Below are 14172 nucleotides of genomic sequence, written 5' to 3'. Positions count from 1 at the left end.
TGAGGTGGAGGAAACATAATGAATAAAAAAAGTGCTCTGATTGCTACAACTTTGCTCTTATCAGTTGCATTAGCGGGTTGCGGTGGGGGTGAAGCCCCTGCCGCTCCAACTGCTGCGCAGCAAGCCATTCCGGTTCAAGTAGCCAAAGTGGCCAAAGGTAGTATTAACGATTCAACAGGGATTATTGGAAGCTTTGCTCCCAAGGAAACGGCTCAAGTATCTCCAAAAATTAGTGGTAAGATTCAAAATATTAATCTTACAGTGGGGCAAAAGGTAAGCAAAGGCGACACATTGTTTACTATAGATCAAAAGGATATACAGGACTCGATTAAGCAATCCCAGGAATCATATCAGGTTGCCTTGGCCAATTTAAAACAGGCTGAGTCAGGCGCAGAGCAATCTGTGCAACAGTCAGAGTCCAGTGTGGATCAAGCTAAAAGTGCGCTTGTACAGCAAGACAATTCCATTACTCAAGCTCAGACCAGCCTGGTTGATGCTCAAAATTCCGTACGTGATGCACAAAATACGCTTAACCGCAACCAACAGTTGTTTAGTGCGGGTGCTCTATCTCAATCCGAGTTAGAGCAGTCCCAAATAGCGTATCGAAAGGCTCAAACTGCAGTGGAGAATGCACAGATCGCGCTGCACAATGCACAAACATCCAAGGAAAGTGCACAAACAACATATAATAATGCTCTGAAATCATTACGTCTTGCACAACAGAAAACAGGCATAGATGTAGCCCGCGCTTCTGTAAATCAAGCCAAAGCAAGCTTAGATACAGCGCGTAGTCAACTGGTGGATGCTGTAGTCAAAGCTCCGATTTCCGGCACGATATCGGTAGTAACAGGAGTCCAAGGGCAAATGGTTAGTGCGCAATCTGCAGTTGTTACAATTGCGAATACCAATCCTATCATTGCTAAGGTCAACGTTTCTGAATCAGAGCTTCTGAAGATGCAGGTGGGTTCATCTGTAACTGTAGGTGTGGACTCGTTAGACAAGCGCATTGAAGCCAGAGTGTCGGCCGTCAATCCGGTAATGGATAATGACCTTAAGGCATATCCTGTCGAGATTTCGGTTCCTAATGGTTCTGGCGAATTAAAATCAGGGATGGTTGTAACTGTATATATGAAGACAGAGGCTCCTAAAAACATTTTAGTATCGCAGGACGCCATTACGGAGCAGGCAGGTAAGAAGTATGCATATGTAGTGGAGGGTTCTGTTGCTAAGCGTGTAGAAGTGCAGACAGGCCAGGAAAGTGCCAAACAGGTTGAGATAACCAAGGGGCTTATTGAGGGACAAAATGTTGTCGTTAAGGGCGTAAGTTTGCTTTCTGATGGCGCGAAGATTAATGTAGTAAAATAATTTGTTTTGTTATATTTACATTATATTACTGTTCCCCGTCATTTCTACTATTTAAAGTGTATTAGAGTATTAGATTTCTAAGGAATCTATAGTCTTTATGTACTTTATGTATTCTATGGATTATTCGTTACGAATATACTCCATTAAAGACCTGATTAATGTACAGAAATTACCCTTGTACATTTAAGGTTGAGAAGGTAAAAGTTGTAGGATGACGGAGGAACAGGTTCAATAGTATAATTATGACTGTGGAAAGCGGAATACATAATCAAAAAAATAAAATTTTTTTTGAAACAGACGCAACTTTTTAGACCCATGCTACGTCTAATTGGGTGAGTATGAAACAAAGGGGTACAAAAGCGTAAAGACAAAATTCGCTAAAAAAAATCTTTACTGCATTGTTATCACATTGTATAATACTGGAGTACGTCATAAATGGACGCTTTCTTTCAACTAGATTCCAAGCTTCTGTGATATTGTCACAGATATCATTTTATAAGGGTTCTCATAAAGCTCGGAAAGGAGGTGTAACGACTGATGAGTGACAAGATCCGACAAAAAGACAAAAATAATATTTCTGTTTATATTCAAGGAGGAGAAAAAAAGGTTATGACAAAGTTTAACAAAAAAATGATCAACGTGCTGGCAACAGCAACATTGGTTGCTGGTGTTGCAGCTCCAATCGCAGCATTGACTGCACCAACTGCTATCCATGCATCTTCTAGTTTCACAGCTGTGAATACTCCTACTATTAGTGGAAACGCTGAAAACTTCACTAATCTTGATAGCAGAGTGAAAATTACAGTGAGCAAAGCTTCTGTAAGAGAAGGTTCTTCTTTTACTGTTACTTTGCCTAAAGGTTTTTATTTTAACAGTAGCGATGTTGCGAAAATTGCTGGTGTAACTGGTACAACTAATGGCACAGGTAGTGTAAGTGATGCTACTTATGGCTTGGGTGTATACGCTGATTTTGATGATAATAAAGATACTGGTATTACAGTTGCTCCAATCATCAACAATTATGACACTGATGGTAAACCAGTTAACGTAAACTCCGCAAAAATCACTTTTACGGGTCAAGATAACATTAAAGATGATGTTACTCTCTTCTTGAACTTTAGTAGAATTAATGTAGCTGGTCCAAGTAACGGTCCAGTTAAAGCAGCTATTGATGCAGCTTCCAATAGCGGTTTGACTAGCGGTGAAATTACAATCGCAAACGTTGTTTCTTCTGGTCAAGTTTCTCTCGCTGCAAACGACACAGTTTCCAGTGAAGATAACTTCACTGCAACATTGAAAGTTAAAGAGGAAACTGCAGGTTCTTTGACAGGTAGTAACTATATCAAGTTGAAATTGCCAAGTGGTTTTAAATGGGATGCTTCCGGTACAGCAGCAATTCTTTTTGGTGATATAAAAGCTGCTGACATTGATGCTAAATCCGATGGTGATACTCTTACTGTAAGATTGAAAGATACTGTGAAAAGCTCTAAACAAAATTCTTTCCAATTGCCAGTTAAATTCCATGTAGATGATGAAACAAATGCTAAACAAGGCGATGTTACTGTTAGCGTTTCTGGTAATGCAACAACTGATGTTAGCTCTCTTGTTGTTGGTAACTATGGCGAAATCGGTGGTGGTGTTACTGTAGCTACTCCGACAACTATCCTTGCTGGACATGACGAACAAAAAATTGGCGACATCGTAATTAAAGAAACTGTTGCTAAATCCTTTGTAAAAGGACGCACTGTAACTTTGCGCCTGCCTGAAGGTGCTCGTTGGCAGGAAACTTTCAAGAGTAACAACCCAGGAAACAGCTTCGCTGGTTCTATGGAAAATACTAACGGATTGGGTGGAGCAGAGGTATCTTACACTGACTCTGACAAACGTACTTTGAAGTTGACTTTCAACAACCCTAACAGCACAACTGATGCTGGTACTTTGAAATTGAGAAACGTTGAAGTTGCTACGCAACCAGGTTTCTCTGGCGATCTGAATGTTGAAGTTGCTGGTAGCCAAGGTTTGAGCGGTAATGTTAAGGTTGCAACTGTGAAACAAGCAGTTACTCTGGCTGCTGCTTCCAAGCCAACCCTGACAATCGGTCTGGGTGATCAACAAGTTGGCGATATTACAATCACTGAAGCTGCTAAAGAAGCTTTCGTTAAGAAAGATGGTAGCCGCGAAGTAATCTTGGAATTGCCAACAGGTGTACGTTTTGCTTCTACTCCAGAAGTAAAAGTTACAGCTGGTGACGTTAAAGTGAAGAGCGTATCTACTGATACTTACGGCGAAAGTAACAAAGGCCGTCTGAGCTTCTACATCGACAGCGAAAGTGCTACTCCAAGTACAATCACAATCTCTGCTCCTAAGCTGACTGTTGACCGTACTGTAGCTCAAGGCGACATCGTTGCTAAGCTGAAAGGTAGCGCAGTTTCTTACACTGCATACAAAGGCGCAACTGACAACACTCAAAACTGGAAAGACAACAACACTGCAGCTGCTGAAGTAGCAATCGCAACTGTTGGAACTCCAGCTCCAGGTGCTACTAAAACTAAAGCTGTCTTCACACTGGGAAGCACTTCCTACACTGTGAACGGCGAATCTAAAACAGCTGATGTAGCTGCTTATGCTGAAAACGGACGCACTTACTTGCCAGTACGTTATGCAGCTGAAGCTTTGGGTGTATCCCCACAAAACATCCTGTTTGACAAAGCAACTTCCACAGTTACCCTGATTAAAGGTGACCGCGTTGCTCAAATCAAACTGAACACTAACCTGTTGACTGTTAACGGTTCTGTGATTCGTATGGACGTTAAAGCTGTAACTAACAAAAACCGTACTGTACTGCCTATCTTCTGGGTGAGCAGAGCGCTGGATGCATCCATCAACTATGATGCAACTGCTAAAACAGTAACTGTTGAAAACAACAACTAATTTAAGAGCAACTCTTTTGAGTTAACTGAATTAGATGAGAAGAGGGTTCCTTTTGGAGCCCTTTTCTTTTATTAGTCTTATTGACAAAGGAGAGAAATTATGAAACGTTTTGGAGTGGCATTACTATCCACATTGGTTCTTAGTTCTGCGTTTGCTAATCTTGCAGGAGCTCAGTCAGGTGATATAAAGGTTATTATTAACGGTGTGACTCAGCAATATACACAGTCTCCGATAGTCAGTCAAAATACAACCTTGGTGCCTCTTCGTGGTGTTTTTGAAAGCTTGGGAGCGCAAGTGGAGTGGGACAGCAAGGCTAAAAAAGTAACAGCATCTAAAAATGACGATACATTAACTTTAAATATTGGCTCCAAACTTGCTTATAAAAACAGTAATCCTGTACAGCTCGATGCAGTAACTCAAATTCAAAAGGGTCAAGTGCTCGTTCCTTTACGTTTTGTGAGCCAATCATTAGGCGCCAAAGTAAATTGGGATCAGACTACACGAACAGTGACAATTTCGAATCAAGGTAGTGGTAGTGCTACTGACACCAATAGCTTGTCTAGTAAGCCACTTGCAGCTCCTGTGACCAAAGTTACTTATGATACTTACTATAATGACTCCTTGACCTATGACGATGCAGTCAAACTGGCTATTGCTGATAGTACTTCAGTGAAAACAGGAGAAGTGAGTATTGATCAGGCAGGAAAAATTTTAAAAGAGACAGGCAAAAATATTGACTTTGTTCCAGCAGAAGCAGGTAATGAGGGTCAAGATAAAGCTTACAAAGGTTATGCCCAAACGAACCTTAATTATGAGGCTACCAAAAAGAATCTGGAAATGACCAAAGAAAGTATTGAATATAATGTGAAGGATCTTTATAACAAGCTCCTTCAAAAACAAAATGCCGTTAAGCTCGCAGCATTGAATATTGAAGATGCTGAGCGCAAGCTTAAAGTTGCACAAATCAAGAGAGATAATCAAATGTCAAGTGATTATGAGGTTACCCAAGCGACTAATCAGTTGACTCAAAATCAAGCAGCTTTGGATAAAGCTAAAAAAGATTTGGATAGTGCATATGTATCTTTAAATCAATTGATTGGCTACAAACCAGAGCAACGTTATGAATTGAAGGATAAGCCTGTTTATTCTGAATTTAAAGATAATGTGGAGACAAAAGTAAGCCAAGTACTCACTAGCAGTACTGCCATTTGGTTGAGTGAGCAAAAAGTCGATTTGGCTGAATTGAGCTTGAAGCTTTATAACTTTAGTACTCCTGGAAATACCCCTTATGAAGCTGAACAACTTAATGTTGAAAAGGCTCAGTATGCTACAGAAGGCACAAAGAGACAACTGGAAGAGGCTGTAAGAACGATTTATAACAACATTAAAGCATTGGAAAGTCAGTACTCACAGATTCAAGCTGGTTTGGTAAGTGCAAGAAGTGCTGCTGATATGGCTAAAAAGCAATTTGATGTTGGATTGGCAACAGAGCTTCAGGTTTACGAGGCTAATTTGAAAGTGACTACTGCTGAACAACAAGCGGAAGATATTGTCTCAAGTATTGATACTTTGAAGCTGGCTTACAATAAGCCTTGGGCTATGCAAGGTTCCGCTGGAGCAAGCGCACAATAATTTACGCCTAACCTATACTTGTTATAACCTGCAGTAGGAGGATTTCATGAAATCACGCTATAAAATATCGTTGGCTGTTGTTTTACTTGGAGGAGGAATTGTGGCTGGCTCTTTGATGAACAGTTCAGTTAATGGAGCCTCCAGTTCTGGACAACCTGGAACAGCTGATGATCCAGTCGTAACCAAAAGCTATGTTGACCAAAAAATTGCTCAGGCCATCAAAGGTGGGGCAACTGCTAGCAGTACTAGTAGTAAAACAACTAGTTCGACTGCTCCAGCAGCAAACTCCACTACTTCCAATACAACATCTTCAGGAACCTCTAATGCAGCTAAAAGTTCAACAGCGGAGCAGTCAGAGGCTTTGAAGGTTGTTGATGTAAAGCCTGGTCAGAAACTGATTGCCAAAGCAGGAGCAGAATTTATTTTGCGTAATGGAAATGCTGTTGTGTACAGTATGGATGCCAGTGGTGCTATTGATATTACTTCTGGAACGGAAATTGTTCATAATCAGGCTGTCGAAAAAAATCATTTATTATCCTTTCCTAGAGAAGGAAGAGGTATTCAGGTAAAAGAAGGGCAGAAGTTTGGCCTAGTCGTTATGGTACGAGGCGGCTATACTGTTCAATAACTGGTGTCTATCTCTTTTTAAGGTACTCTTTTTCTTAAATACTGCTTGGGATAGCAAATTGTTCTTGGCTAAGTTGACTTTAAACACTGCACACTAACTTCATGAAAAATAACTCATTGAATGGAGGGTGCATACGATGGCGTCAAGAGGTCAAAGACGATTAATTCCCGAAAGCCGTGCCAGGTTAGATGATTTGAAGTATGAAATTGCTGCCGAGTTTGGGTTACCTGTTTATAATCCTCAATATGCACATATCCGTCCGAATGCTGACAGTGAATTTGCTGCAGAATTGGGGGAGTATACAAGGAATCAAAATGTAGCGTGGCGCGATTTAACTTCAAGACAAAATGGCTCCGTTGGTGGAGAAATTACTAAACGATTGATACAATCCGCTGAACGTAGCCTGTCTGAATTTGGTACATTATAATTTGTAATTATTGATATAGATTTTAAACAAATAGTAGGTATAAACTGTATCTATTTACATGTGGATCATAACGGTTCGCATGTAAACTCACTTCATTTTCGAATTTTGTTATTTGGATGACATGAATTGACACCTAGTTTTAAATAGGATATCATGGCATTTGAGGCTTGTACGCAACCTTTTCCTACCGGAAAAGGTTCATTTTTTGTTAATCCGGTGTAAAAGATATCTTCCGTTATTTGTTGAGTTGAAGGTAACTGAATAATGCCATGCCATGTTAGGATTTATTAAAAATCCTGATATATTTTAATTGTGGGAGGTTGAAATTCATGTCTGTAAAAGGTCGTCATTTGTTCACGTCCGAGTCTGTAACAGAAGGCCATCCGGATAAAATTTGTGATCAGATATCCGATGCTGTATTGGACGCCTTTTTGGCTAATGACCCTAATGCACGGGTAGCATGTGAAGTATCGGTAGCTACCGGTCTCGTTCTCGTCATTGGTGAAATCAGCTCCAAATCGGAATACGTGGATATTCCATCCATTGTTCGTAATACGATTAAGGAAATTGGGTATACACGTGCAAAATACGGTTTTGACTATAATACTTGCGCTGTACTGACTTCTTTGAATGAACAGTCGCCAGACATTGCGCAAGGGGTTAACGCTGCCCTGGAAAGCCGTGATCCTGCTGAAGTAGATAAGGAAACAGAAAACATTGGGGCTGGTGACCAAGGATTAATGTTCGGTTTTGCTACGAACGAAACACCTGAGCTAATGCCTCTTCCTATCGCTATGTCTCACCGTATTGCACGACGCTTGTCTGAAGTGCGTAAGGATGGAACACTGAATTACCTTCGTCCAGATGGTAAAACTCAAGTAACGGTAGAATATGAAAATGGAAAACCTGTTCGTATTGATGCTATTGTGGTTTCTACGCAGCATGCAGAAGATACAACTTTGGAACAGATTCAAGCAGACATCAAGGAAAAGGTTATTTTGCCAGTTGTTCCTGCTGAATTGCTAGATGAGCAAACCAAGTACTACATTAATCCAACAGGACGCTTCGTTATCGGTGGTCCTCAAGGGGATGCAGGTCTGACAGGCCGTAAAATTATTGTGGATACGTACGGTGGTTATGCACGTCATGGCGGGGGAGCATTTTCGGGTAAAGATCCAACAAAAGTGGACCGTTCTGCTGCTTATGCTGCTCGTTATGTAGCGAAAAACCTCGTGGCAGCTGGATTGGCTGACAAGGTTGAAATACAGCTTGCTTATGCCATCGGTGTAGCTACGCCTGTTTCGATTAACGTCGATACATACGGCACAGGGAAAGTCAGTGATGAAAAACTCGTCGAACTGATCCGAAATAACTTCGATCTTCGCCCAGCAGGTATCATTCGCATGTTGGATCTGCGTCGTCCAATTTACAAGCAAACAGCTGCTTACGGCCACTTTGGACGTACAGATCTGGATGTACCGTGGGAGAGTGTAGATAAAGCGGAAATTCTGAGAGAGCAAGCGGGGTTATAATCCTCGTAAGTTATCAAAATAACGCATTAACCTAAAAAGACTGTTCATGCTATGCATGAGACAGTCTTTTTTGATATGCTTTGCTATTAACGATGAACTTGCCACGGTGTACTTAATTTCGCACCACTATTCGGATATCGGTGCGAGACCCAATAAATTTCTAAGTAAATGACACACCTTCTGTACTTCCTTATATTGCTCCAAATACGCAAAAAGAGCTTTTAAGAGACCTTTCTGAGGGTTCGACTTCAGAGCCTCTTCCTTTAATTGAGCATAAATTTGCTGACACTCCTGTTTCTCCACTGCGCTCCACGAAGAAAGCAGTATACTATCTTCCAGGGAGTGGAGCAGGCCGTTAATTTGACGACCTTGGTCAAAGGGATTACTTAGCGCGCTCTCGGGTAACCAGCCTTTCTTGCTCCAGAACAAATGTGGAGCGGGATCAGCACTGCTCAGGCTGGTTGCCAAGGAACTGGATAAGAAGATGATAAACTGTGTTAGATGCTCAATGGTTTCATCATTCATCCGATCGGCAAAGAAGCGAATATATTCAAACACAATGCTTTTCAGTACAAAGGTTATATCCCATGCATGATCTTCAATGCCTGGTCCAAAAATATCAATCAGGCAGTCGCGAACCCATTTGTACAATTTGTATTCATGCTGTTCAAACGCACCATTGAGTTGTTCATTCTGAAAAATAAGCATGGAAGGCTCAGGAAGATCCATCATGAGATACACTTTATTTTCAACGAGATTTTTCAAGTAGAGTACAATAAAACCATGCAGTTTATCGTGCTTAGAAAGATCAGGTTTACTGTAGAGAGCTCGGATGTCTTGTTCAATGTTATTCTCCAGAATGATACACATTTCCAAAGGCAGTTCTTCTTTCCCTTGAAAGTATTTATAGAAGGAGGCCTTTGCCATCCCACTTTCTTTGGCAATTTCCTCAACAGATGTTGAATAATAGCCTTTTCTGGAGAACAGCCGAATGGCCGCCTGTAAAATATCATTTTTTTTACTTTCCATACATACTTCCCTCCAGGAACCAACTCGACAGCATGCGGATTTACCACTTCATACATTACAAAGGTTGGTCACGTGTAATAACTGTGTGCTGCTGTTTTTTGAGTTGTCGGTGCATCTTATACTTGGCCATGATCATATACAAGGATGGCACCACAAACAAAGTTAACAAGGTTGAAAATAACAAACCGAAAATGACGGTGAACGCCAGTGGCTTAAACAGCAGACTTCCCAATAGTGCTAAGGGAATCATACCTACAATGGCAGCCAGGGAAGTCAATAAAATTGGTCTGAAACGAGCAGCGGCCGCTTGTATTACGGCTTCCTTTAATTCCATTCCTTCATGTCTTGCATCCTCGATAAATTCAATTAAGACAATCCCATTCCGCACAACAATACCCGCAAGTGCGATAATTCCCATGATGCTCATAAAACCGATGGGCATACCAGTCAGAAAAATACCAATGATCCCGCCGGCTGCTGCTAGGTACACGGTCGTCATAATAATAATAGGAATGGAGAGTGAATAAAACTGCATCGTGATCAAGAGTAGAATGAGTAAGACTACAACGATCGCCAGCTTCCCTAAATCCGCGAATATGGTAGACTGATCGGATGTTTCACCGCCTACCTCCCATTTATAGCCTTCAGGGAACTTCATTTGTGCCAGTTTGCCTTTCACATCTACCATGGCTTCGCTTGCAGTTCGTCCGTTCAAGTCGGCTTCGACTGTAATCGTCCGCTCCATATTGTAATGCTTGATTTGCTGAATAGCAAATGACGGCTTAATCTGTACTAGCTGGTTTAATGGAATTTGCTTTCCGGCTGCATTCACTACACTTAGTTGTTGGAAAAGCTTACTTGGCTCTTCGTTACTATGATTCAAATACATTTTGATATCTACCAGACTGCTTCCAGTATCAAATTGACTGACTTGGGCTCCTTCTTTTAACAGAAGAAGGGTACGAGTCAAATCTGTGTAGCTTACTAGATACTGATCCATGGCTTGTTTGTTGACCTCAAGTTCGAGGGCATATCGTTCAATTCCTATGTCATCAACGATGCCCGTTGTGCCCTCTACTGTCGCGATCTGCTCCTTTGCTTTTTGGGCAAGGGTTTGCAGTTCATTCAGATCCTGACCTGAGATACGAATAGAAACGGGTTTACCTACTGGAATCCCAAGACGGGGAACATACATGGTAGCCGTAACGCCAGGGTAGAATTTCTTAACATGTTGTTCCCAGGCATCAACTGTCGAATTGAGATCGAATACATTCTCTTTTCCGACGACAGCAATCTGACCTACGGTTTCGTTATAAGTAATATTCCCACCCATGCTATTAATGTCACTAAACAGTTGGGGAGCAGTCCCCCCTGCGCTGTAAACGACCTTGGATGTTTCAGGTTGTTTCTTGATCCAGCCTGCAAGATCTTTAACAACCTGATCGGTTTCCGCAATGGAAGTGCCTACAGGCATTTTTACATTTAGTGCAACATGGGGGTCTTCCGATTCAGGAAAAAGCTCAACGGATGTAAAGGGAACTAATCCATAAGCAGCTGTTCCAAGCATGAGTCCAACCATAGCCGTCAGCAAGGGACGCTGAATGACTTTAGGCATCAGCTTTTGTGAATAAAGCTTGTTTAAAGAGTGAATCTGCTGACCGAGCAAGCCTACTGGTTTTGATTTTCCCTGAGGATGACGAGTCTGTCTGCGCTTCTCATACCATTCTCGAAAAATAGGGATGATCGTGAGAGACATGATCATAGAGGCTAACATGGTCAGAGAAACAATAGCGGGAATGGGTCTAATAAAGGCACCTACATTTCCGGGAAGGAACAACAATGGAGCGAAAGCTGAGATGGTGGCCAGAGTTGCAACCAAAATGGAAAGCATGACCTCTTTGGTACCTTTTATAGCTGCAACGGAGGGTGGTTCCCCTAATTCTGTAAGTCTGCGCTCGATGTTATCGTTTACCACTACAGCGTCATCTACGAGTATGCCGAGTACAATGATCAGACCGACAACGGAAATCTGATTTAAAGTAATGCCGAACATAGGTAAAAAGATAATGGCAATCGAAACCGAAATAGGGATTGCCAGGGCGACAAAAGCAGAGGTGAGTAAATTCAAGCCCAACATACAAACGAGAATAACAGCCGCAATGGCCAGAATCGTTTCACGCTTTAAGTCGTCAAAGATATGGTTTACCTGATCCTTTTGTGCAAAAAGAGTCTGCAAGTGAACACCTGCGGGGAGTGTTTTCTCCAGCTCTTTGAGCTTGGTATTGACCTTTTCGCTCATAGAGGGGATGTCTGTGCCTGTTTCCGCTCCGATACTTAGCGTAATGGCCGGTTTACCCTCTACATAAGCGAAATATTCTGCCTCAGGATGTGCCAGCTCAGTTGTTCCAATATCTCTTAAATAAACAGGATTACCTTCTTGTGTACGTGTCAAAATGACTTGATTTAATTCATCAGCTTTTTCGGTTTCACGAACAATGAGTTGATAAGTACGTCCGTTGTATTCAATATTACCAGTAGGAACTCGATTGATCTGAGATTGGATCGCTTGTGCCACTTGTCCCCACGACAACTGATATTGCTGGAGCTTCTGGTTGTCGATATGGACACGTACTTCTTGGTCGGGAAGACCATTGAATTTGACACTGGATACGCCGGAAATTGTGTTAAGCTGATCTTTCCAGGTGGTGGTTAAGTCATTTAGTTTATACAGGGGTGCAGATGAGTCGGCGGTCAGGGCATAAGAGCCGATAAACGAGCTGGTCAGCTTATCATTTACAACAGGTACCTCAGCACCTTGAGGAAGATCAGCTTGTGCATCCTGCACCTTTTTACGCATATTGTCCCAAACCGTTTGAGGATCGACTCCATTTTTGGACTCGATTAAAATAGAGGAGAATCCGTTTCCAGAAGTCGAATTAATCGTTTTGACACCTTCAACTTCCTTGATGCGCTTCTCCAGCTCTTTAGTTACGGTTTGTTCTACTTTTTGTGGTGAAGCACCGGGGTAAACGGTTGTGACCATAGCATTCTGTATGGTCACGTCTGGCATTTCCTGCTGTGGTAACTGGAAAAAACCGAACGCTCCAACTACAATCAGCATGACAAAAAACAGCAATGTTATTTTTCGTTTTTTTACGATGTACTCAATCATGGACGTCCGCCTTCCTCCGTCTGAATCGCATTTCCATCAAACAGGGATTCTGCCCCTTTAATGACAATACGCTCTCCTTCTCGAAGCCCGGATACAATTTGCAATTGATTATCTACAACCTGATTGCCAAGCTCCACAGGGGTTCTAACCGCTTTTCCTTGAACATCTTTGAAAACAAAAGACTTGCTTCCCGTATTGATGACTGCTTCAGCAGGCACGAGAATCCCATTCTTGCCTGTCACCTGATGCGCAGCTTTAATGACTTGACCGGGTAACCAGTCTCGCTGTGGATTGGCAATGATAATCTCTACGTTAACCCGCCCCGTATCGGTACTAGTTGAAGGATAGATGTTGGACACCGTACCTTGACGAGTTTCATCATATAGCGCCACCTTCACCTGTTGTCCCTTTTTCCAATCCTTAATTTCACTGTCTGGTACGGGAAGGAGTACTTTAAGACGGTCGATGGAGCCTATGCGATAGACGGCTTGGCCCGACGCGACCAAATCACCTGTATTCACGATTTTGTCTAAGATTACGCCGTTCACGGGAGCAGTTAAACGGGTGCGTGATAGTGCCAGCTCTGCCTGGTCTTTGGCGACAAGGGCCTTCTCGTAGTTGGCACGTGCTTGTTTTTGGGAAGCCTCTGCTTGTTCACTGGCTGCAAGAGCTTTAGTTTTACCTGCAATCGCATCCTGAAAGGAAGCTTGGACAGATTGATGCTCTTCGGCTGTGGCCCCTTCCAGCAAAAGAGATAAGGAAGCTTTCGCTTGCTCTAGATTTTGAAGAGCAGCAGTAGCATTCAGGCGGGCGTTCTCGTTATCCGACGCGGTAGCTGCACCCGCCTCAAACAGTTTTTGCGTCCGCTCGCTGTCCGTCTTGGCCTTGTTATAGGCGCTTTGTGCCTTATCGACAGTGATTTGTGCTTGCTGTTTTTCTTGAGCGCGCGCGCCCTTGTTGGCCTTGCTGACATTTGCACGAGCACTCGTAATACCTGCATCGGCAGATTGAATCGCAGAGGCTGCTGCCTGTAGGTTAGCCTGTGCATTATCTATACCGGCCAGAGCTTCTTGGATAGAGGCTGTTGTCTGTGCAACCTGTAGCCTGTAGTCAGCATCATCAAGACGGGCAATGATTGCCCCTTTTTGGACTAGAGTGCCAGTAGTGACCTCTGCGCTAGCGACAATACCTCCATTTTGAAAGGCCAGTGTCCGTTCCTCATAAGCCTGAAGGGTGCCTGACAAGTCATAGGCGGTATGGAGCGGTGTATTTTTGACGATTGTGGTGCGCACAACGGTCGGCTGTCCGGATGAACCTGAAGCAGCATCTTTTTTTCCGGTGGAACATCCGGCAATTGCGAGGCTCATTGATAAGGTGAGTATGATGATGGCCCGTTGTTTATTCATGATTATCCATCCTTCCGATAGGGTCATAAAATCGAGTTTAAACTAATTAG

The 14172-nt window shown here is 42.5% G+C and carries 9 protein-coding genes; 6 read left to right on the top strand and 3 right to left on the bottom strand.

Features of this window, described 5'->3' with window-relative positions; genetic code table 11:
- Nucleotides 1-18: 18 nt before the first annotated feature.
- The 6 genes from ACN6NF_RS22950 (at nucleotide 19) to metK (ending at nucleotide 8515) form a co-directional block, all read left to right on the top strand.
- A complete protein-coding gene (locus ACN6NF_RS22950) occupies nucleotides 19-1365 on the top strand; it encodes an efflux RND transporter periplasmic adaptor subunit (RefSeq protein WP_474319747.1) in 1347 nt (448 codons plus the stop codon).
- A 537-nt stretch (nucleotides 1366-1902) separates the two neighbouring features.
- Nucleotides 1903-4296, top strand: coding sequence for a copper amine oxidase N-terminal domain-containing protein (locus tag ACN6NF_RS22945; RefSeq protein ID WP_474319745.1), 2394 nt, complete (start codon nucleotides 1903-1905; stop codon nucleotides 4294-4296).
- Between the two features lie 99 nt (nucleotides 4297-4395).
- On the top strand, nucleotides 4396-5928 hold the full coding sequence (locus ACN6NF_RS22940) for a stalk domain-containing protein (protein ID WP_474319743.1): 1533 nt from the start codon (nucleotides 4396-4398) through the stop codon (nucleotides 5926-5928).
- A gap of 46 nt (nucleotides 5929-5974) precedes the next feature.
- Entirely contained in the window at nucleotides 5975-6556 is a 582-nt protein-coding gene (locus ACN6NF_RS22935) for a hypothetical protein (protein ID WP_474319741.1), read from the top strand.
- A gap of 136 nt (nucleotides 6557-6692) precedes the next feature.
- Nucleotides 6693-6983, top strand: coding sequence for a small, acid-soluble spore protein, alpha/beta type (locus ACN6NF_RS22930; protein ID WP_474319740.1), 291 nt, complete (start codon nucleotides 6693-6695; stop codon nucleotides 6981-6983).
- Nucleotides 6984-7312: 329 nt separating this feature from the next.
- A complete protein-coding gene (metK, locus tag ACN6NF_RS22925) occupies nucleotides 7313-8515 on the top strand; it encodes a methionine adenosyltransferase (RefSeq protein ID WP_013373407.1) in 1203 nt (400 codons plus the stop codon).
- 126 nt (nucleotides 8516-8641) lie between these two features.
- On the opposite strand, the gene ACN6NF_RS22920 is transcribed toward metK, so the two are convergent.
- From ACN6NF_RS22920 to ACN6NF_RS22910, 3 genes are read right to left on the bottom strand one after another with little or no spacing between them, the layout of a single operon-like run.
- Nucleotides 8642-9544, bottom strand: coding sequence for a TetR/AcrR family transcriptional regulator (locus tag ACN6NF_RS22920; RefSeq protein WP_474319738.1), 903 nt, complete (start codon nucleotides 9542-9544; stop codon nucleotides 8642-8644).
- A 55-nt stretch (nucleotides 9545-9599) separates the two neighbouring features.
- Nucleotides 9600-12716, bottom strand: coding sequence for an efflux RND transporter permease subunit (locus tag ACN6NF_RS22915; protein ID WP_474319737.1), 3117 nt, complete (start codon nucleotides 12714-12716; stop codon nucleotides 9600-9602).
- On the bottom strand, nucleotides 12713-14122 hold the full coding sequence (locus ACN6NF_RS22910) for an efflux RND transporter periplasmic adaptor subunit (protein ID WP_474319735.1): 1410 nt from the start codon (nucleotides 14120-14122) through the stop codon (nucleotides 12713-12715). Before ACN6NF_RS22910 ends, ACN6NF_RS22915 begins: the two co-directional genes overlap by 4 nt.
- Between the last annotated feature and the right edge of the window lie 50 nt (nucleotides 14123-14172).

It is taken from the genome of Paenibacillus sp. TSM33 (assembly GCF_056099025.1).
This window is presented reverse-complemented; position numbering and strand designations above follow the sequence as displayed.

Coding starts and splice junctions, on each gene's coding strand:
- ACN6NF_RS22950 (WP_474319747.1), top strand. CDS start 19: ATGAATAAAAAAAGTGCTCTGATTGCTACAACTTTGCTCTTATCAGTT.
- ACN6NF_RS22945 (WP_474319745.1), top strand. CDS start 1,903: ATGAGTGACAAGATCCGACAAAAAGACAAAAATAATATTTCTGTTTAT.
- ACN6NF_RS22940 (WP_474319743.1), top strand. CDS start 4,396: ATGAAACGTTTTGGAGTGGCATTACTATCCACATTGGTTCTTAGTTCT.
- ACN6NF_RS22935 (WP_474319741.1), top strand. CDS start 5,975: ATGAAATCACGCTATAAAATATCGTTGGCTGTTGTTTTACTTGGAGGA.
- ACN6NF_RS22930 (WP_474319740.1), top strand. CDS start 6,693: ATGGCGTCAAGAGGTCAAAGACGATTAATTCCCGAAAGCCGTGCCAGG.
- metK (WP_013373407.1), top strand. CDS start 7,313: ATGTCTGTAAAAGGTCGTCATTTGTTCACGTCCGAGTCTGTAACAGAA.
- ACN6NF_RS22920 (WP_474319738.1), bottom strand. CDS start 9,544: ATGGAAAGTAAAAAAAATGATATTTTACAGGCGGCCATTCGGCTGTTC.
- ACN6NF_RS22915 (WP_474319737.1), bottom strand. CDS start 12,716: ATGATTGAGTACATCGTAAAAAAACGAAAAATAACATTGCTGTTTTTT.
- ACN6NF_RS22910 (WP_474319735.1), bottom strand. CDS start 14,122: ATGAATAAACAACGGGCCATCATCATACTCACCTTATCAATGAGCCTC.